Genomic DNA, 21,198 nt, shown 5'->3' on the forward strand with positions numbered 1-21,198 from the left:
TATATTTACTATTTTTTATTAGGTTTATTTGACATCTCCAAATTCAATTCACCACCTGAAATAATAGCATTGTGATCTATTTTATAGTTTTCAATAGGTTGTTCATTAAATTTAATTTGATTTACATAAATATTGGAAGTGCTGTTATTTTTTGCTTTAATTGTAAAGATACTATTTGAATAATAATCTGGGTGTAATTTAATATTAACTTCTTCAAAAAGAGGACTTCCAATTTGATATTCGGGGTTTTCTTCAGTACCTCCATTCATTTGAAACAAACCCATTTTCAACAATACATTTAAACTCCCCATAAGTCCCTGATCTTCATCACCATTATAACCTGTTGCAGGCGATAAACCACTAAAAGTTTTTTCAATAACCTTACGTGTCCAATACTGTGTAAGGTCTGGCCTGTTTAATTGGTTAAACACAAAGGAAGTTTGAATAGAAGGCTGATTTCCAAAATTAATAGGCACTCTACTATACTCTGGATGAGTTTCAACAGAATGTGATGTACCTGCCGCAAAATTTAAATCTTCTGCTTTTACAAATTGATAATTTAATTTTTTTACTGCGCTTTCTTTGCCTCCCATTAGTTCTGCTAAGCCACTTAAATCATGAGGAACAAACCAAGTTGATTGTGCGCTATTAGATTCTATAAACCCGTTTTCTACTTGATAGGGGTCAAAGTCTTTTTTCCAAACACCTTCAATATTTTTTGGGCGTACCCAAGTAGTTTCAGCATCATAAACATTTTGGTAGTTTTTTGAACGCTTAATAAAATAATCATAATCTTCTATATGATTTAATTTTTTAGCTAATTGCGCTAATGTCCAATCTTGGTATGCATACTCTAAGGTCATGCTTGCACCATCTTCATGAATACCAAACCTACCATCAGGAAGCGGATAAGGTACATAGCCGTTATTTATATAATATTTTAAACCACCCCCTAAGTTGGTGTTGTGTTCGTAACCAGATTTTCCCATGATACCATCAATCAGGTGGTTCTTTTTTAAAGCTTGATATATATATTCTAAATCGTTTTGAATAATTCCTTTTTGAATAGCGCTAACTATAAAAGGTGTTGATGAGGCACCTGTCATAACATAGGTATAATTACCACCAGAAGGCCCACGGGGTATTAAGCCACCATCTTTATAATACTGCATTAGAGAGTGCACAAAATCTTCCATAATTTCGGGATACGCTAAACCCCATAACGTATTTATGGTCCATTGCGCTCCCCAAAATGAATCAGAATTATAATGATTAAATTTTGGGACTCCAGCTTCATCTAGAGGTAATTGTCCTATCCTAAATTTTTCTCCAGTATTGTCAGGATAGGCACCATTAATATCACTAATTATTCTGCGTCCTTGAAGTGCATGCCATAAATCTGTATAAAATCTGGTTTGGTCTTTTTCAGTACCTCCTTTTACCTGTATTCTACTCAATAAACTATTCCATTCTTTTTTTGATTGCTCTACAACAGCCTCAAAATTCCAGTGAGGTAATTCTTTATCAATATTAATATCTGCATTTTCAATAGACGTATAAGATATACCCACTTTCATCAAAACCTTGTCCTGTGTGTTTTTTAAATTTACGAGGTAATTTTTTGTTTCTTCATCTTGTGCAATAGATGTTATTTCAGTGTTTAATTTTACTTTAAAATAAACAGTTAGTGGTTTTGGACGTCTAGAGGTAGGCTCCATGACAACACTACCAGAAAGTTCATTGCCATTATTTAGTTCTAATAAGCCACCCGAATTTACACACGGACCCAAAATGGTGTTTAGGTTAAACAGAATTGAAGGCTTTGTGTTTTTAAGAAATGTATATTGGTGAAACCCTACACGTTTGGTACTTGTTAATTCTGTTTGTATCTGAAATCTTTCTAACTCCAAAACATGATGTCCTGGGGTTATTTGTTCTTTATCATGATTAAACTGAGAGTAAAAATCTTTATAAATACTTTTTCTACTATCATCAGAAATGGTTACAGGCATTACTGAAATACCTGACATTTGCCACGCATGAATATGGCTAAAACCTTTTATTGTATCTGTTTTATATCTATAGCCGCTACCCCAAGCACCCCCTATTTGAGTATCGGGACTTAAGTTTACCATCCCAAAAGGACGGTTAGCCGATGAAAAGAAAAACCATCTAGAGTTTTCAGTATCCAACAACGGATACACTTTGGCTGCATAGTCTATAACCTGTTCACTTTTCACTGTATCAATATCAATGGACTTATCTTGATTTTTGCACGATGTAAATGCAATGATTATAAAACTTATAAAACTTATTTTGCTTTTAAGGCTATAATTCAACTTCATTGTTTCTTATTTAAAGGGTATCAATGTATTTTATGATGTAATAATTCAAGAATCAGATATTAAAAATATAGGCAGACAAAAATTCGCCTGCCTATATAAACTAAATACAAACTAACTCAAAACAAATAAAACTAATGTTATTCATAAAGTGGATTTTGCTCCATTGTATTAGGTGATAATTCTATTTCTCGTGTTGGTATGGGGCGTAATAGATGTTTTGAAGCATCAAAGGCACCATGGTCAATTACATGTGGGTTATATAATTCTATACGCTCCTCTAATTTACCCATTCGTTTTAGCACAGCCCAACGGTTGGTTTCTCCTATCAATTCTAAAGCACGCTCTTCTAAGATAATATCTAAATTTATATTAGCATAATGATTGGCAACTCCTGTAGCACGCTCTCTAACCCTATTTATATGAAACAACGCCTGAGTAGTATTATTAGCTCCAAGAAAAGCTTCGGCAGCTAATAAATGGGTTTCTGCTACTCTAAAAATAAAGGTGTCTCGTGCACCACCATTTTCATCAAAATAAATCTCATCATCAAACTTTTTCATGATTGGGAAATTTACAAAATATGGATTTGATGAATACGTGTAATTTACTCCTGCAATATCATCTGGCTTGCCCCACAGGTATTCATCTGGTTGAAATACCCAATAGCGATCTAATTTATCGGTAAGCTCTGTTACATCTAATGCTTGTTTTGGAAAATACACCAAGGTGTCACCAGGTACAATTACATCTGATCCAACCGAAAACCCAGGTTCGTCTGCATAAATCACACGATGTATGGTAGCGTCTTCACGCGTATCGTTATCAGCAAATAATGAGTAGAAATAGGGTGTCATCATCAAACCATCTCCTTGTACACCATATTGGTTTGCACGGCTTACTCCCGGATAATCGAATAGATTGTACATAAATAAGGAGTGCTTGTTGTTATTTCTATCACTTGCAAATGCATTGTTTTCCCATTGTGCGGCAAATAAAATTTCATCATTTATTTGATTATCATAATCAAACACCTCAGCAAATGTTTGGGTTCTAATATCATACCCGTCTATAGCTTGTACCGCTAAATCTGCCGCTGTTTGAAAATCGTTCGCTCCTGCATACGATTTATAGGCACGAGTAAGGTACACTTCAGATAAAAGGTGTTGTGCAGCTCGTCTGGAAAAGCGACCAGTTTCTGGGCTATTTTCAAGGTTTGGTATGGCTGCTTCTAATTCACTAATAATCAAAGTAAAGGTTTCCTCTTCTGTAGAACGCGTATAATCATTACGTATGCTTAACGGTTCTTCAAGATCTAATACCACACCGCCGTATTGTACCGCTAAATTAAAAAATGCTAATGCTCGTAAGGCACGTGCTTGGGCTATACCATAAGCTTTAGCGTCTAAATTCGTGTCACTCCAGCTAATTTGGTTGTTATAACGGTTAATGGCTGTGTTGGCTTTGGATATTACATTATAATTACCACTCCAAACACCGTTTGTGGTAGGTGGCACTAAATTATTATAATCGTTTCCACTATTAAAAGCGTATAGTTCGCTTTTAGTTGTAAACAGGTCTGTTCCTTCAAATTTATAACTGTGGTTTCTATATACGCCTCTTGTTGCGGTGTATAAGCCAATTATTAATTGATCGGCATTATCTTCATTCAAAAAAGTTTCACTTGTAATATCTGTATAGTTATCCTCTTGTATGAAGTCATCACAGGCATTTAAAAGCATTGAAAACATGAGCAATGCTAAAATTGGTTTTATATTTTTATATATTTTCATCTTTAATAGATTTAAAAATTAGTACGATAACTTAAGTCCGAATAATACTGTTTTCATCATATAACCGGCGTTATATGTATCACCCAATGCAGTTTCTGGGTCTGGTCCTGCATAATCGGTAAAAGTAAATGGGTTTTGAATATCTAAAGTTAATCTTAGGCTAGACATTTTTAGCTTATCTAACATAGCTTGTTTAGCATTATATCCAATTCCAATATTACCAATCTTAACAAAATCAGCATCCACATAATAGTCATTTCCTGTTGAAGCATAAGCTGCTGCTGGATTTTTGGCATCCTGATTATTAGGCGACCAATAATCTAATTTTACCTTATTGAATTTAGCTTGATCATTCTGCCAAGGCGCAAAGTTGTTATAAAACTCTGAGTGCCCGTAAACACCTTGTCTGGTATGCATTTGTACTGTCAGGTCAAAGTTTTTATAGGTAAAGGTATTGGTCATACCTCCAATCCAATCAGGAGATATAGATCCGATTACTGTGTTGTCTTCTTGATTTAAAATACCATCATCATTTAGGTCGGCGTACTTCCATCTACCTGGGAAGCTATTGTAAGTATGTGCCTCAGCGGCCTCATCTATCTGCCAAATACCAATTATTTTGTAGCTATAAATAGCATCCACTGGTTGTCCTATTTGACGCACACCATGAGCCCCATAAGGAAGTTTATCTAAATCACCATCTAATTCTACAATCTCGTTTTTATTACGCGCATAGTTTAAGTTCGTTGTCCATTTAAAGTTCTCAGTTTGGATATTGGTAGTGCTTAGTGTGACTTCCACCCCTTTATTTCTTACCGAACCATAGTTACCAATAGCTGTACCGTAACCTGTTATAGCAGACAACTCTTTTTCCAAAATGGCATCTACTGTTTTTTTGTTGTAAACCTCTAAGCCTAAACTTATTCTATTTTGTAAAACTGCTAAATCAATACCTACATTAAACTCTTTAGAGCGTTCCCATGTTAAATCATAGTTAGCTAGTCCGGATACATTTGCACCATTTAAATGCTCGCTTCCAAATGCATAATCTGCTCCGCCTAAAAAAGCAAAGGATTGATAAGGGCCCAATACATTATCGTTACCGGACTCTCCATAACTTACACGCAATTTAAGATTGTTTAACCAATCAACATCTTGTAAAAAGGTTTCTTCTGTGGCTTTCCATGCAATTGCTGCCGACGGGAAGAATGCCCACTCATGTCCAACAGCCAGTTTAGAAGACCCATCATACCTTCCTGTAAAAGTAAATAGGTATTTATCGTCTATACTATAATTTAATCTTGCAGCAAAAGAAGCTAAGGTTTCTTTTTCATAGTCTGTTGCATACGTTAGTGGATTTAATCCCGCAGCGGTATTGTAGTATTTATATACATCAGTATCAAAGTCTCTGGTTTCAATCTTACTGTTTTCGTCTTGTCTGTAATACACAGAAGAAATTAAGGTTGTTTTTAAGTTATGTCCTTCTGCAACATCAAAGTTTAAATCTACAATATTATCCCATGAATAAGAGGTATCAAAATAAGCGTCGTAGTATGCACGTGTACGAGGTGCTTCATTTCTTGCTGATTTTGTTAGCAATCCAAATTGTTGCCCATGCCGTATAGTTCGCAAATTGGGTGCAAATTGTGTTTTAAAACTTAACCATTCCGTAGGCTTATAATTTAAGAATACATTAGCTATAACATCTAAGGTTCTGGTGTTGTTTAACCAAGATTCTTCATAAGCTTCATAATAAGGATTTAAAAAACGTCCATCTTGGTCGTCTGGAAAGAGGATAAGGTTTCCTTCTGTGTCGCGTGGGTTTACCGTTGGCGCTAAACGCAACGTGCTTCTAAACAACTCATTACTACCTGTTTCTCGTTCTGATAGCGATAAATATGCTTTTAAACCTGCTGTAAATTTATCAGATACTTTTTTAGTAACAGAAGTATTTAAATTATAACGTTCAAATACTTGACCACCCTGAATACCCTCATTACTTAAATACCCAATAGATCCATTGTACGTTAGACCATTACTTCCACCAGACATAGCAATATTATGACTCGTTTGTAGTCCTGATTCTATATAATCGTTCTGCCAATCTGTATAACGACGGTTGGCCACATTACTAGCTTCTTCATTGGTTTCTCTGAATTCAGTAGTAAAATTAATTGCAGCATTATTATAGTCATCAACCGTAGGATAATATGGCGCATTAAAATCAAACATACCTTGCCAAACTCTACTTCTTAATACATCTTCTACAAAAGCCACATATTCATCTCCATTAAACATTTCGGGCTTGTTAACTACTGAATTTATACCTACAGTAGCTTCATAAGAAAACACTGTTTTACCTTCCACGCCGTTTTTGGTAGTAATAATTACTACGCCATTGGCACCTCGTGAACCATAAATAGCAGTTGCCGATGCATCTTTTAAAATATCAATTTGCTGAATATCTGCAGGGTTTAAAATATTTATATCTTCAAAAAACACACCATCAACCACAAATAATGGTTTGGAAAGATCATTTGCTTCATTTAATCCATTAGTACCTTCATCACTGTTTTTAATTACGGTATTACCTCTAATGTCAAATGAAAGAGGTGCGCCAGGTTTGTTATTGGTGACTCTAACATCTACACCTGCAATACGCCCTTGTAAGGCCTGACCAAGATCGGTTTTTTTCTGCTGGGTAATTTCTTGTGCTCCTAATGATTGAACTGCCCCTGTTAAATCGGTTCGTTTTACAGAACCGTAACCAATTACCACCACTTCATCAAGTTGAGCCAAATCTTCTTGCAATTTTTGATTGAAAGGCAATTGTCCATTATAAGTAGCTTCCCTTGTCTGAAAACCAAGATACGTAAAGACTAAAATATCACCTTGATTAGCATTGATTTCATAATTTCCATCAAAACCTGTAACCGTTCCAGTTGACGTCCCTTTAATAACAACATTAACCCCTGGAATAGGTATGTTTTGACTGTCTGTAACCACTCCGGACACTTTGGTTTGCGCCCAAGAGATGCTTGAATAACCTATTAATAAGGAGGTTAATAAAAGTTTTAGTTTTTTCATATTTATATATGTTTAGTTATTTATGCTAAGCTACAGTTAAAAAATTGTTAATAAATGGATGATTTATTCTAAACTATGGATGAACTTGTCAATTTCGTTAATGAAAATCGTATCAGTTTTGGAGTTATAAGATCACTGATATAACTGTTATATTTGAGTAAAAAACAGCAAAAAAATCCATGAATTTGTATAACATGTCCATTAGAAATTAGATTAAAAATGGTATTTTAGTAAGCTAATAATTAAACCAACATTTAACATGAAAAAAACTAATTTTTATAACAAAATACTACTGCTTGCAGTGCTATCTTTATTTTTAAATTGCAAAGGTGCTCAAGAAGACAAAACACCTTGGAAACCCCTATTTGATGGAGAAACTCTTAACGGCTGGAATCAAAAAGGAGGAAAGGCAAATTATACGGTAAGAGATGGAGCAATTGTTGGCTCTACCGTACATAATACTCCTAATTCATTTTTAACAACAGATAAATTATACAGCGATTTTATTTTAGAATTAGATTATAAAGTTGACCCATCTATGAATTCGGGTATCCAAATACGCAGTAATAGCTTCCCACATTACAAAGACGGTAGGGTTCATGGCTATCAGGTTGAGATAGATCCTTCTGAAAGAGCATGGAGTGGAGGCATTTATGATGAAGCTAGGAGAGGTTGGTTAAACCCCCTAACAGATAACCCAGAGGCACAAAAAGCATTCAAACAAAACGATTGGAATCACTATCGTATTGAAGCTATTGGTGATACCATTAAAACCTGGGTAAATGGGGTCCCTGCTGCTCATTTAATTGACGATAAAACAGCTTCTGGATTTATCTGTTTACAGGTACACAGTATTCATGATGACAAAAAAGAAGGCACAGAAATCATTTGGAAAAACGTAAAAATATTAACAGATAGTGTTTCTAAATATTCAACAAAATCTCCCATTAAGCCTATCATAACAAAAAATAACTTAACTATTGATGAATCTAAAAAAGGTTGGAAAATGTTATGGGATGGCAAAACAACCAATGGATGGCGTGGTGCTAAATTAGAAAGCTTTCCAGAAAAAGGATGGGTTATTGAAGATGGTGTACTTAGCGTATTATCATCTGGTGGTGCTGAATCTAGAGCAGGAGGTGATATAGTGACGACAGAGCAATTTAGTGATTTTGAATTAAAAGTAGATTTTAAATTAACCCCAGGAGCTAATAGCGGTATAAAATATTATGTAGATACAGAGTTAAATAAAGGAGCAGGATCTTCAATCGGTTTAGAATTTCAAATACTCGATGATGATTTACATCCAGATGCTAAATTGGGTAATCATGAAGGCAGTAGAACTGTTAGCTCGCTATATGATTTAATAAAAGCAGATGAAAATAAACCTGTAAATCCAATTGGAGAATGGAATACAGCTCATATTATTTCTAAAAATAATCATGTAGAACATTGGTTAAACGGAGTAAAAGTTTTAGAATATGAAAGAAAAAGTGATGAATATAGAAAATTAGTATCAGAAAGCAAATATGCAAAATGGCCTAATTTTGGTGAGTTAGACAAAGGAGAAATATTACTTCAAGATCATGGTGATTTAGTTTCTTTTAAAAACATAAAAATTCGTCCAATTAATTAAATAAGACAAAAGATTAAATATAAAAAATATGAGTTCTAACAGAAGAGATTTTATTAAAAGAACAGCTTTAGGGGCTGTAGGAGCAACTATAGCTTCTCATAGTATAAATGCCATGTCTGCCAAAAGTTATTCTAAAATAATAGGTGCTAATGATAGAATTAACGTTGCGCTTCAAGGGTTAGGCAGACGTTACGGTGCTTATATGTCTGCTATAGCGGACAAAAAAAATAATGTTGAGTTAACGTACTTATGTGATGTTATGAAAAGTCAACGCGATAAAGCTGCTATTGCCGTTTCCAAAAGAATAAAAAACAAACCCAAATTAGAAAATGATATCAGAAAGGTATTAAATGATAAAGATGTAGATGCTGTTTTTATGGCTACACCAGACCATTGGCATGCACCTGGTGCATGTATGGCTATGCAAGCTGGGAAGCATGTATATTTAGAAAAACCATGTACTCATAACCCTGAAGAAGGAGAATTAGTGGTTGCTTACCAAAAAAAATATAATAAGGTGGTGCAAATGGGGAACCAACAACGTTCTTCATTACAATCGCAAGAAATGATAAAAGGAATTCGCGAGGGTGTGATTGGTGATGTTTATAATGCAATTGCTTTTTACACCAGCAAAAGAGGTCCTGTACCTCACCAAACAAAAACTGCACCACCAGAAGGTTTAGATTGGGATTTATTTCAAGGACCTGCACCAAGAAGAGATTACACAGATAATACTTGGGATTATAACTGGCATTGGTACGGCTGGGATTATGGAACAGCAGAAATGGGAAACAATGCCACCCATGAATTAGATATTGCACGCTGGGCTTTAGATGTAAAATACCCTGAACATGTAGAAGTTAAATCTGGGAAATTTCATTATGTAGATGATGGTTGGGAAATGTATGACACCATGGAGGCTACTTTCCGCTTTGCTGGTAACAGAACCATTCAATGGGACGGACGTAGTAGAAATGGTTATGATAAATATGGCTCTGGTAGAGGTACTATTATTTATGGCTCAAATGGCTCAATTTTTGTTAATCGTGATGGTTACAAACAATACGACTTGAAAGGAAAAGAAGTCAAGCAAAACCTAATTCCAGGTATTGAAGATGGCAATGCACTTGGTGGTGGCGGTCAGCTTTCTGCTGCACATACGGTAAACTTCTTTGACGCCATTAGAGGTAAAGCAGAATTAACTTCACCTATTGACGAAGGTGCTATCAGCCAAATGCTAACACATTATGCCAATATTGCATCTAGAATTGATAACTCTTTTGAAGTTGATGAAAATACAGGTAGAATTTTTAACCGTGAAGCCATGAAATTGTGGTCTAGAACCTATGAGCCTGGTTGGGAAATTAAACCTGTTTAATAGTAAATAATATATCAAATCTTTATTGTCTAAAACCCCAAAAAATTGAAAAGAAGAGAATTTATAATAAAAGGCTCGATAGCATCTGCAGCAATTACAACATCTGCAACAGCTATGACAAATGTGTTGGACTATAAAAATGCTAATGAAACCTTAAATATAGGAATTATTGGCACTGGAGATAGAGGCACTGGACTTACAGCAAATATTAATAGCATTGACAACTTTAATGTTATTGCATGCTGCGATATTTTACCTTTCAAATTAGAAAAAGGTCTTAATGCTGTAAAAGGAAAAGCTAAAGCTTATAGCGATTATCGGAAGTTATTAGACAATAAAGATATTGATGCTGTTTTAGTTTCAACACCATTCAATACACACTCGCAAATAGCTATAGACGCTTTAGATGCGGGAAAACATGTGTATTGCGAAAAAACAATGGCCAAAGGTTACGAAGGCATACATAATTTAGTTAGCAAAGTTGAGAATTCAAAAAATCTTATTTTTCAAACAGGACACCAATATCATAGTTCTCGATTGTACACTCAAGTTGTTGATCTTATCAAAAGTGGAAAAATAGGCAAAATTGCTGCTTTTGAATCACAGTGGAACAGACATGGAAATTGGAGACGTCCCGTTCCTAATCCTGAATTAGAAAAAACAATAAATTGGAGAATGTATCGAGAATTTTCAGGCGGTTTGGCTGCAGAACTGAGTTCGCATCAAATAGATTTTTCTAATTGGGTTCTAAATGAAACCCCTACCCAAGTTATGGGAACTGGTGGAGTTGATTACTATAAAGATGGTCGTGAAACATACGATAACATTCATTTAATTTATGACTATCAAAGTGGTGTAAGAGCCAAATTCACGTGTTTAACAAGCAATTCTAAAGATGATTATCAAATAAAAGTATTAGGTGATAAAGGTACTATCATTTTAAATTATGCAAAAGCATGGTTTTATCCTGAAGGAATTAATGCAAAAAAAGAATTAGCCATTGTTGATGGTGTATCCGGTGCCACTATGAAATGGGACAAAGGATTAGGCATTCCCATTACCATTGATCATAAAGAACCAAGTTTGCAAGCTTTAATAGATTTTAAAGATTCCGTTATTAATAATAAAAAGCCTATTTCTGATGTTAAAACGGGTGCAAATACAGCCCTATGTATTCAGATGGGATTAGATGCCATGTATAATAATGAAATTGTTAAAAGCCCTGAATTTTATTAAAAATTAAACATCACATTACAGCAATTTCTTAATGAAAAAAATTCTTAATTTACTGTTACTAGTAGTGACAGCCACACTTTCTCAAGCTCAAAATAAAACAAATGACTTTGATTTAGAAACATCTTTTATAGAGCCCAAAGACATTATAAAAGTTAAAGATGGTCATTATTTTATAGATTTTGGAAGGGCCTTTTTTGGAACTGTAGAGATAACATCTAATGAAAATCAAAATGACTCTCTTGTCTTTCACTTGGGTGAAAAGTTAGAAGTTCCTAATAGAATAGACAGAAACCCAGGTGCTACCATTCGATATAGAAAATCAACACTTAATAACTTAGTGTCTGATAAACCCACAACTATTAGTTTAACTCCCTACAAAAGAAATACTACAGGTGATGCTATCAGACTTCCAGAGAAAATTGGGGCAATTATTCCTTTTAGATATTGCGAAATTGAAAATTTAAAAATTCCCATAGAAGCTATTCAAATAAAACAGAAGGCTATTCACTATAAATTCAATGATGCAATTAGTTCATTTTCATCTTCAGATAAAATTATGGATTCTATATGGGATATGTGTAAACACACCATAAAGGCTACAAGTTTTACTGGCTATTATGTAGATGGAGATAGAGAACGTATTCCTTACGAAGCAGATGCTTATATCAATCAATTGAGCCATTATAGCGTAGATAATGAATATACAATAGCAAGAAGGACCAATGAGTATTTTATAGATAATCCAACATGGCCAACAGAATGGCTATTGCACACAGTTTTAATGTTTCATGCAGATTATATGTATACGGGAGATATTGAACCTTTAAAAAAACATTATAACAGTTTAAAGTTAAAAACTTTAATGGATTTGGAACGTGCAGATGGCTTGATTAGCTCTAAATCTCCAAATCTTACCGATGAATTGGTTAGAAAATTAGGTTTTAAAAAAGGAAGTAAAAAAATTGAAGATATTATAGACTGGCCTCCAGCACAAAAAGATACGGGTTGGAAATTAGCCACTGCTGAGGGTGAAAGAGATGGTTATGAAATTGTGGCGGTCAATACTGCTATTAATGCCTTTTACTATTACAATTTAAAATTAATGGCAGAGATTGCTGGATTTCTCAATTATGAAAAAGATGTCCTTTTTTTTAAAAATAAGGCTGCTATTACAAAAAAATCTATTAATGACATATTCCTTGATAAAACAAAAGGGTATTATATTGATGGTGAAGGCTCAAGTCATTCGTCTTTACACGCCAATATGCTACCATTAGCTTTTGATTTGGTTCCAAATGAATATGTAAAAACAGTTACCAATTTCATAAAAACAAGAGGCATGGCTTGTAGTGTTTATGGTGCACAATATTTATTAGAAGGACTTTATAAATACAATGAGGCGCAATATGCTTCGGATTTAATTACAGATACTTCTGGTGATCGTAATTGGTGGAACATGATACAATTAGGATCAACAATGGCTTTAGAAGCATGGGATGTGAAATACAAACCAAATTTAGATTGGAATCATGCCTGGGGAACAGCTCCTTTAAATGTTATTACACGCTATATGTGGGGTATAAAGCCTAAAACGCCAGGTTTTAAAATAGCAGAGATAAAACCTCAATTAGCAGATTTAACTTTTTCAAATATAACAGTTCCCACAAAAAACGGAGTCATTGAAGCTGATTTTAAAAAAGAAAGTGATAAAAAAGATATTTATTCTATTGATATTCCAGAAAACTTGACGGCTGTTTTTATAGTTCCAAACAACGCTAATAAAGTTTATCTTAATAAAAAGAAAGTCAAACATAGCAAAAACTTAAAACTTAGTAATGGTTTAAGTAAAATTGAAATAAAATACTAAATCATTTTTACTGAAGGTTTGCAATGTTTAATCCAACTGTTCAGTAAGTTTTTTAAATACTTTTTTAGGGTTTTTATTTTCATATAACACCTCGTAAACAGCATTTATAATAGGTAATTGAGTTTTCTTTTTATTTTTTTCATTTAACAAATGAGCACTTTTAGTGGCATAATATCCTTCAGCAACCATGCTCATTTCCATTTGAGCCGATTTTACAGTGTAACCTTTACCAATCATATTACCGAACATACGGTTTCTAGAAAAAACAGAATAACCTGTTACCAATAAATCACCTAAGTAAGCTGAATTATTAATGTTACGTTTCATTTTATGCATTTTTTTTATAAAACGTTTCATTTCACGAATGGCATTACTCATCAAAACACTCTGAAAATTATCGCCATACCCCAAACCATGTGCCATGCCAGCGGCAATAGCATAAATGTTTTTCAACATAACCGCATATTCAATACCAATAACATCATCACTAATTTTAGTTTTAATATAATCACTTGATAAACTATCGGCAATGGCCAGTGCCTTTTTAGCATCTGAGCAGGAAATAGTTAAGTAAGATAAACGCTCCAAAGCTACTTCTTCAGAATGGCAAGGCCCCGCAATAACAGCAATATTATCAAAAGGAATATTATAACGTTCACTAAAATGTTCACCAACTAATAAACCAGTTTCGGGGATAATACCTTTAACAGCAGATACAATGATTTTATTGGAAATATTAATATTTAGTTTTTCCAATTCACTATAAATAAAAGCAGAAGGAATTACAAATACTAAAACATCAGCATATTGAGCCATTTCATTAATGTCATTGCTTAATTTTAATTGTTCTAAATGAAATTCTACTGAACTTAAATAATTAGGATTATGCTGTTCTTTTAACAAATGTTCTTTTGTGTAAACACTACGCATATACCAGCCTACTTCATTTAAGTTTTCACAAAACATTTTTACTATAGCAGTAGCCCAACTTCCTGCACCAAAAACCGCATATTTTAAAGGTTTGCTCATAAAATTTCATTAGTTACAATCTCAAAAATACATAATTATTTTTCTTTATCAAGTCGTGTAATAAAAGATTCTAAAAGTTCTCATAAACACTACTATATATACCTATCAAACCACGTAAAAAAACATGAAAATAGCGTTATATCTATCATTTAAAAATGCGATTATTTTTTTGGCATAGGTTTTGAAACGCTATAACTATTAACACATAAATTCAGACACTATGAAAACTATAAAATTACTTTTCAGCTTTGCTCTAAGTGCCACACTTTTTACTTCCTGCTATACCGAATTGGTTGTAGATGAATATATAATTGATGAACCAGGTATCAGTGTTAATCAACTACTAAGCACTTATGATTTATGGTATGTAGATATTAATGCTACTATAGGATACGGACAAACTCCATTTTTACAAAAAGCTTTCACAATTTCGTTTAGAAATGGTGTAATGTATGCCAATAATAACATTGTTGGCTTGGGTGAAACTGGTAACGGATTAGGAATTGATGTTGCAGAGTATGATGCCTACAATATGATTTTAGACGTACAGCATGATATTGATGGATTTTCAACCTTTGATGTCTATCAAATAAACAATAATACCATCGAGTTATACAACCCAAATAACGATACATCATATTTTTTAAAAGGTTACCAACGTAGTAATTTTGATTATGATTTTGTTTTCTATGATAACATTCATTACTTCCTACAAGAATATAATGCTTGGGAAAAAACATATACCAGTAATTTCGGAGCAATAAATGAATTTGACAATGAAAACTACTTACAGTTTTTAGCAGGTGGGAATGATTCTGAATTTAAAAGTTCGCAGGATGGAATAGGTAAAAACCCTAATAATATTTATTGGGATTACACAGGACTTTATGGTGTTGGAAATATAACAGGAAATATATATTTAAAAACTTTAACATTAGATTATGATTTCTTTGACAATGAATATTTTGAATTAAGCGTTATAAATGACAAAACGATTGAACTATATCATCCAGCTTCCAAAACTGTGTATCAATTTAAAGGCAGAGGATACATTCAATATCTAAAAGAAGGCAATATAAAAGGAAAAGAAACAGAAATAGCTTCTACAGAAAAGTTACGTAAATTTAAAAATGAAAGAATAGAAAATCCGAGAGAAAGTACTCGATAATAATATAAAAATTTTGGTTGGTTATTTAGTTTAGACACCGTTTAAAGTATCTACTTTAAACGGTGTCTTTTTATAAAATACTTTCAAGCTGTCTGACTAAAAAAGTCAACTAATTATAGGTCACAAAACCCACTTTGTAGTTCTACAAATTTTAAATGCATAAATCCTTGACTTAAATTAAGATTTCATTAAAAACACTACAAACTATACTTTAAAGCCAAAACAAAGTTTCTGCCTGCTGCTGCTATACCCGAGGAGTAAGTTTTATAACGTTGGTCTGTAATATTCTCAATACTTGCTGTAAATGACGTAGAATCAGTAATTTTATACTGTGTTCTGATATTAAAGGTATACCATGAAGGACTGTACGGATTTCCATTAGTATCTTTAGCATAAATATAATCCTTTTCTATTTCTGAAGGAGCCAATTGTTGATATGATAATTCATTATTATAGTTAGCAAATACATTTACTTGAAAGTTATTAGATGCCCAAATTAAATGCGTGTTTCCAAAATTTGGAGCTACATGACGAATAGGAACCTCAATACCGCCATCAGTTTCTGTACCTCTAGTAATACTGTATTGAGATGTTAGCTTTAATTGTTCTGTAAAATTTGCTTCTAAACCAACTTCAAATCCATAAATCCAGGCTTTTGATGCATTTTGTATAGCTTGTACATTGCTTAATTCACCGTCATAAACAATTTCTGTATTACCATTTAAAGTATAATCTCTTCTAACTAATGCATTATCTAAATGGGTGTAATACGTACTTAAATCTAAGATTAAAGCGTTATTAAAATTCAAACCTAAACCTATTTCACCCCCGTAAGCATATTCAGGTCTTAAATCTTTATTAGGAACCACAACAGACCCTGGTTCTGAATCAAATACTTTTCCAATATCATCAATATTGGGTGCTCGAAAAGCAGAAGAACCATTTAACTTCCACTGCATAATGGTATTGGGCGACCACCTGAGCCCGGCTGTTCCAGTTAACGCTCCTGCATTTATTTTAGAACTTTCAAAAGGTAAATTTAAATAAACATTGTTTTCTTTAAAATTAGCATACGATGTAATATGATTAAACCTCAACCCTGATTGAAATACAAATTGCGAGTTTGGTTTGTATTTAATACTAGAATAAACTGCAGCAGATTTCCAGTTAGCATCATTTGGATATCTCGAAACGGTGGGAGTCAATATATTACTCTGTATGTTTACCTCTTGACCATGAGACATAACTTGATTATATATATACTCAACACCATAGAAAAACCCTGTTTTAGAACTCAAATCTTTTTCAAAATCCAAATTAATAGAGTAAGCATCAAGTGCCTCATCACGCTTATTTCTGATGGTAGAATTAAAATCTCTATCCTCCCTACTCTCTTTAAAATTTTGATATGCTAAAGTTATTTTAGCTTTATCATAAATTAAAGAATTACTACGCATCTTTGAGGCTTGAACATTTGCCATAAACCATTTTTGAGGGCCATAATGCCACTCGGCAGATCTCAAATCATTCTCTGAATATCTAATTAGCCTATCATATCTAGGAATATTGGAAGTTGTTGTATAATGTATTCCAAAATCGAAAGCAAACTTTTTTGAAGCTTCGTAATGAACTTTCTGCATCATATTTATTTGATTGTATCCAGAGACTCTTTGAACTTTAGGATTGCTATTTTCAATAATAACATCTCCATTATCAGTTACCATAGCAAACTCTGGTCTTAAATAATCTTCTGGCCCATAAGACCCCATAGTTAAATCTCCAAAATCGGTATAGCTAGTACTGGTTAAGAATGCCCATTTTTTATAGCCCAAATTAATATCAAAATGTCCTGTTTTTTCATTGTTTACCGTTGCATATCTAACCACTACATTGCTTTTTACTTGCAAGGTATCAGTATAGGATAACTGAGCATCTTTTGTATAAAAGCTCATAACACCACCTATAGCATCACTTCCGTATATAACAGATCCAGCACCAAAAGTAACCTCGGTACGCTGTACAGCAAAAGGATCAATTGAAATCACATTGTGCAAATTTCCCCCTCGAAAAATAGCATTATTCATTCGCACACCATCAACTGTAATAAGTAATCTATTGGTTGAAAACCCTCTAATCATTGGGCTACCACCACCCATTTGGCTTTTTTGAACATATATTTGCCCTGTGTTTTCTAACAGATCTGCAGTGGTTTGTGGATTCATAAATTCTATTTGATTAGCATTTATGCTGATAATTTTCTGTGGAATGTCTACTTTATTTTGCTCAAATTTAGAAGCCGAAATAACAATTTGATCAAGCCCTTGGGTATTAGATTCTAAATAAACTATATGATTTTTTTCTATTTCAGATTTTTTTCTACTATTGATAATATGAGACAAATGCTGAAAATACAATACTTCAGATGCTGAAAACATTTTAATGTTTGCTTCGCCATTTGCATCTGTAATAACACTTTTAGTTTTATCAAAATTATAAATAGCCACACCCCAAATAGGAGCTTCTGTTTGTTTATTAAGCACCTTTATTTGTTGCGCTTGCGACAAGGCAACTACAAAAAAGAAGAAGAAAAAAACCTTCATGTTTTAATTAAAAACTTGATTTAATATTTGTAGTGATTTTGGTGTTTTGAAAAAACCTAAATGTAGCTCATAATACAACAAAATCATATTTAAAAATGATTGCCTTTGGGAACCATTAATTTTTATTGTAGATAATGCCTCAAATTTTGTGCCTAAAAGCTGTTTTAACAGGTTTAAATTTTCACCTGAAATACTATACTTATTCGTAGGTTTTATTTCGAAGATTCCGTCTAAAAGATTAAAATAATTACTATCCAAATTTTCCTCCTCAGGATAAAACCCTATATATTTCGTTAATTTCAATAAAAAGAGTAAATGAAAATTTGCATATTCTGTTTGTGAATCCAACCAAATTAATGCTGTTTCCAAATAATTGTAAAGCGTTTCATTTTGTTCTTCTTCTTGTAGAATATTGGAAAGTACTTCAGCCAAAAACATTACAATAGCACTTTTAAAAACATGGGTGTGTAAACTGGCATATGAATGATGTAATTTAGTTTCTTTAATAGTATGAAGGTTCCGATTATTTTTAAAAACAATGTCTATTTGCAGTTGAGATAACAGTTGAAAATACGCTATTTTATTATGACCTTTTTTACTTTTTAAAACGCTCCTTAATAAGAAACTAACAAGACCAAGCTGCCGTGTATAACACTTTACAATTACGTCGTTATCGCCATATTTTAATTTAGAAAGTACAATGGCATGGGTGTTAACAAGCATTATCGTATAACCATTAATTTTATAACTTTGGTTTCATAAGTATCTAAATCAGACAACATGACTAAATAAACACCTGATGCAACAATATTGTTAGCTAAGTTTTTTCCATTCCAATAAGCTGTACCTCCATCAATCTCTAAATTATACCCTTGATAACGTAAATTAGTTTTTGATTGGGCCTCTGCAACCAAATTACCTTCAATATCAGTTATCTTAATATTGACGTTTTCAGATATATCTTTGATTTTCACTTTATCTTCAAGAATATTAAAACCAGGGCGTACCGGATTTGGATAAGCATAAGCGCTTTCTAAATCTTCTGTTGTACTAGATCCTCCAGACTGAAATGACACTAAGCCTTTAGTAGTTGCAATATATACCACTCCATTACTACTATCAATGGATACATCATTAATATCATTTGAAGGTAAGGGAGAATTGTCAGTTGTAAAATGATAGATGGTTTCTTGTCCATCTGAAGATAGATAAAAAAGACCTGTGCCTACTGTACCAATCCATTTATTATTAGACCCATCAACCTCTATATCCGACACAAATTGTTGAAATAATAATTCTTGTGCAATACCATCCTCTAAAATGATGACTTGTTCAGCATATGCCTCATCATTAGTAAAAAAATCTGAAGTATTGTATAGCACACGTAATCCCCTAAAAGTACCAATCCAAAGTTGATTTCTTTTATCTAAAGCTAAAGTTGTAACAAGTTCTATGGGCAAACCATTATCTTCTCCAACAAGGTTTTTTATTAATTTTGTTTCATTATTAAATGCAATAACACCATATGCAATAGTACTAATCCACTTAGTCTGGTCATCTCCTATGATAATATTATTATACCCATTATTATCAAAAGGATTTGAAATTATCTCATCAAAATCATAAGATTGCCATTGATTATTAACTGGATTATATGACTTTAAAGGCTTATCTACTAACCCCGTTAATGACCACAAGAGTCCATTATCGTCAAAGGTTGTAGGACCTACCCTAATATCAATATAGTTTGGATTTGATACATCTATTAAAGACTCTAAGCCACTATTGGTTTGATTATGTAATACGGTTGGTATTTCATCGTTAACTTCTAATAAGCCACTAAAAAGAGAACTAATAAACACCTGACTCGTATTAAAAGGATTTATTGTAATAGTATTTAAACATTTTGCTCCAAACAAATCACTATACTGTGTATTAATCCAATCTTTTCCTTTTAAATGACTAATTCCTCTACTATTTAATGGATATGGATTATGGTATAAGGTATGATCACCAAATGTAACCCATAAATTATTATTACTTGCAGTAATTGAAAAAGGAATATTTAATAACGGTCCATCTGGATGTATTTCTTCAAAAGAAACCGGACTTGAAAGTGGTGTTTTTAAAATTCCATATGAACTTGTACCCACATAAGCATATTCTGCATCTACCATAGCAGATTTATAAGTGGTAGAAAAGTTGCTATTTACATCTATTTGAGATATGAGATTAAAACTGCCATCATAAACAAAAACATTAGTGGCTGTGGTTATAATTAAATTCGCATCATCTGACTCTACATCAACAGGAAGTGTACTGTATTGAAATAAAGAATTTAAAACGTCATTTGTCAATCTAAAAATATTTCTATCGGTTCGCAATGTATACAAGTTACTTTCAATACTTTGAATGGCGCTAAAACTACCAGAAACCACCGTTTGCCAATTCTGATAGTCAATTAAGTTTTGACTTGACACAAGCCCTTTTCTTATCCCATTTCCATCCATACATGCAGCATAAATGTATCCGTCAAAAACTACTGTTTGGCTTACTTTTATTTGACTACCAGAATCACCTATTAAATAAGTATCACTAAATTCTAAACGTTCTAAATCATAAACTGACACACCATAATTAGTAGAAACGTAAACAACATTACCAAACTCATAAAAATGGTTAATCCGTTTGTTGACAGGAGTAATGGTTCCTTTGTCAACAATGTCTACAACAGTAAGAATATTTTCATCATTATCAAAAACAATTTCTATAAGTCCGGTTTCATAACCAACTATCAATAAATCAAATTCTTCACTGTAATAAATAGTTGAAATAGTTTCTCCTGACAATCCGTTTACAGTCGTAATTCCCTCTGTAACACTGGTTTGCAAATCATAGCTAAAAATAGCATTTTCTGAAACTGCATAAATTTTGTTATTCCCCTTAATAACATCTTTAATATTAAAAAAAGAAAAGTGACCTTTCCACAGGTCTGAAAAATCCTGTCCAAATTGCATGAGAGGACATAGAAAAACTACTAATAAAAATATTTTTTTAAGCAT

The 21,198-nt window shown here is 32.9% G+C and carries 12 protein-coding genes; 5 read left to right on the forward strand and 7 right to left on the reverse strand.

The features are described 5' to 3' along the window. Positions 1 to 8 precede the first annotated feature (8 nt). The 3 genes from APS56_RS10075 to APS56_RS10085 form a co-directional block, all read right to left on the reverse strand. Positions 9 to 2,345, reverse strand: coding sequence for a GH92 family glycosyl hydrolase (locus APS56_RS10075; protein ID WP_054727716.1), 2,337 nt, complete (start codon positions 2,343 to 2,345; stop codon positions 9 to 11). A 137-nt stretch (positions 2,346 to 2,482) separates the two neighbouring features. Continuing rightward, complete coding sequence (locus tag APS56_RS10080) at positions 2,483 to 4,135, reverse strand: RagB/SusD family nutrient uptake outer membrane protein (RefSeq protein ID WP_054727718.1); 1,653 nt, start codon at positions 4,133 to 4,135, stop codon at positions 2,483 to 2,485. Between the two features lie 18 nt (positions 4,136 to 4,153). Next, entirely contained in the window at positions 4,154 to 7,222 is a 3,069-nt protein-coding gene (locus APS56_RS10085; RefSeq protein WP_054727720.1) for a SusC/RagA family TonB-linked outer membrane protein, read from the reverse strand. Between the two features lie 259 nt (positions 7,223 to 7,481). On the opposite strand from APS56_RS10085, the gene APS56_RS10090 reads away from it, so the two are divergent. The 4 genes from APS56_RS10090 to APS56_RS10105 are packed head-to-tail and all read left to right on the forward strand — an operon-like array spanning position 7,482 to position 13,339. After that, a complete protein-coding gene (locus tag APS56_RS10090) occupies positions 7,482 to 8,858 on the forward strand; it encodes a 3-keto-disaccharide hydrolase (RefSeq protein ID WP_054727722.1) in 1,377 nt (458 codons plus the stop codon). 28 nt (positions 8,859 to 8,886) lie between these two features. Beyond that, the gene (locus APS56_RS10095; protein ID WP_054727724.1) at positions 8,887 to 10,236 is read left to right on the forward strand and encodes a Gfo/Idh/MocA family protein; all 1,350 of its coding nucleotides are present in this window, start codon (positions 8,887 to 8,889) and stop codon (positions 10,234 to 10,236) included. 45 nt (positions 10,237 to 10,281) lie between these two features. Next, positions 10,282 to 11,472, forward strand: coding sequence for a Gfo/Idh/MocA family protein (locus APS56_RS10100; protein ID WP_054727727.1), 1,191 nt, complete (start codon positions 10,282 to 10,284; stop codon positions 11,470 to 11,472). Between the two features lie 31 nt (positions 11,473 to 11,503). Further along, positions 11,504 to 13,339: an alpha-L-rhamnosidase-related protein gene (locus APS56_RS10105; protein ID WP_054727729.1), complete on the forward strand. Its 1,836-nt coding sequence runs from the start codon at positions 11,504 to 11,506 to the stop codon at positions 13,337 to 13,339. A 27-nt stretch (positions 13,340 to 13,366) separates the two neighbouring features. Here the strand turns inward: APS56_RS10105 and APS56_RS10110 are convergent, their stop codons facing one another. Beyond that, entirely contained in the window at positions 13,367 to 14,368 is a 1,002-nt protein-coding gene (locus tag APS56_RS10110; RefSeq protein WP_054727731.1) for an NAD(P)H-dependent glycerol-3-phosphate dehydrogenase, read from the reverse strand. A 220-nt stretch (positions 14,369 to 14,588) separates the two neighbouring features. Here APS56_RS10110 and APS56_RS10115 point away from each other — a divergent pair, with 220 nt between their 5' ends. Further along, positions 14,589 to 15,536 carry a hypothetical protein gene (locus APS56_RS10115; RefSeq protein ID WP_054727733.1) on the forward strand — a complete coding sequence of 316 codons (948 nt, stop codon included), beginning with the start codon at positions 14,589 to 14,591 and terminating at the stop codon, positions 15,534 to 15,536. Positions 15,537 to 15,733: 197 nt separating this feature from the next. Here APS56_RS10115 and APS56_RS10120 read toward each other — a convergent pair whose 3' ends face one another. From APS56_RS10120 to porZ, 3 genes are read right to left on the reverse strand one after another with little or no spacing between them, the layout of a single operon-like run. After that, entirely contained in the window at positions 15,734 to 18,136 is a 2,403-nt protein-coding gene (locus APS56_RS10120) for a TonB-dependent receptor plug domain-containing protein (RefSeq protein ID WP_054727735.1), read from the reverse strand. 3 nt (positions 18,137 to 18,139) lie between these two features. Next, positions 18,140 to 18,859, reverse strand: coding sequence for a DNA repair protein RecO (gene recO, locus APS56_RS10125; RefSeq protein WP_054727738.1), 720 nt, complete (start codon positions 18,857 to 18,859; stop codon positions 18,140 to 18,142). Further along, complete coding sequence (porZ, locus tag APS56_RS10130; protein ID WP_054727740.1) at positions 18,859 to 21,198, reverse strand: type IX secretion system anionic LPS delivery protein PorZ; 2,340 nt, start codon at positions 21,196 to 21,198, stop codon at positions 18,859 to 18,861. The genes recO and porZ overlap by 1 nt, the downstream gene beginning before the upstream one ends.

Source organism: Pseudalgibacter alginicilyticus, from assembly GCF_001310225.1.
In the GTDB taxonomy this organism is placed as follows: Bacteria; Bacteroidota; Bacteroidia; order Flavobacteriales; family Flavobacteriaceae; genus Pseudalgibacter; species Pseudalgibacter alginicilyticus.

What these genes read in the sequence shown, in the direction of transcription:
- APS56_RS10080 (WP_054727718.1), bottom strand. Translation starts at nt 4,135, where the DNA reads ATGAAAATATATAAAAATATAAAACCAATTTTAGCATTGCTCATGTTT.
- APS56_RS10090 (WP_054727722.1), top strand. Translation starts at nt 7,482, where the DNA reads ATGAAAAAAACTAATTTTTATAACAAAATACTACTGCTTGCAGTGCTA.
- recO (WP_054727738.1), bottom strand. Translation starts at nt 18,859, where the DNA reads ATGCTTGTTAACACCCATGCCATTGTACTTTCTAAATTAAAATATGGC.
- APS56_RS10085 (WP_054727720.1), bottom strand. Translation starts at nt 7,222, where the DNA reads ATGAAAAAACTAAAACTTTTATTAACCTCCTTATTAATAGGTTATTCA.
- APS56_RS10115 (WP_054727733.1), top strand. Translation starts at nt 14,589, where the DNA reads ATGAAAACTATAAAATTACTTTTCAGCTTTGCTCTAAGTGCCACACTT.
- APS56_RS10120 (WP_054727735.1), bottom strand. Translation starts at nt 18,136, where the DNA reads ATGAAGGTTTTTTTCTTCTTCTTTTTTGTAGTTGCCTTGTCGCAAGCG.
- APS56_RS10095 (WP_054727724.1), top strand. Translation starts at nt 8,887, where the DNA reads ATGAGTTCTAACAGAAGAGATTTTATTAAAAGAACAGCTTTAGGGGCT.
- APS56_RS10110 (WP_054727731.1), bottom strand. Translation starts at nt 14,368, where the DNA reads ATGAGCAAACCTTTAAAATATGCGGTTTTTGGTGCAGGAAGTTGGGCT.
- porZ (WP_054727740.1), bottom strand. Translation starts at nt 21,198, where the DNA reads ATGCTTAAAAAAATATTTTTATTAGTAGTTTTTCTATGTCCTCTCATG.
- APS56_RS10105 (WP_054727729.1), top strand. Translation starts at nt 11,504, where the DNA reads ATGAAAAAAATTCTTAATTTACTGTTACTAGTAGTGACAGCCACACTT.
- APS56_RS10075 (WP_054727716.1), bottom strand. Translation starts at nt 2,345, where the DNA reads ATGAAGTTGAATTATAGCCTTAAAAGCAAAATAAGTTTTATAAGTTTT.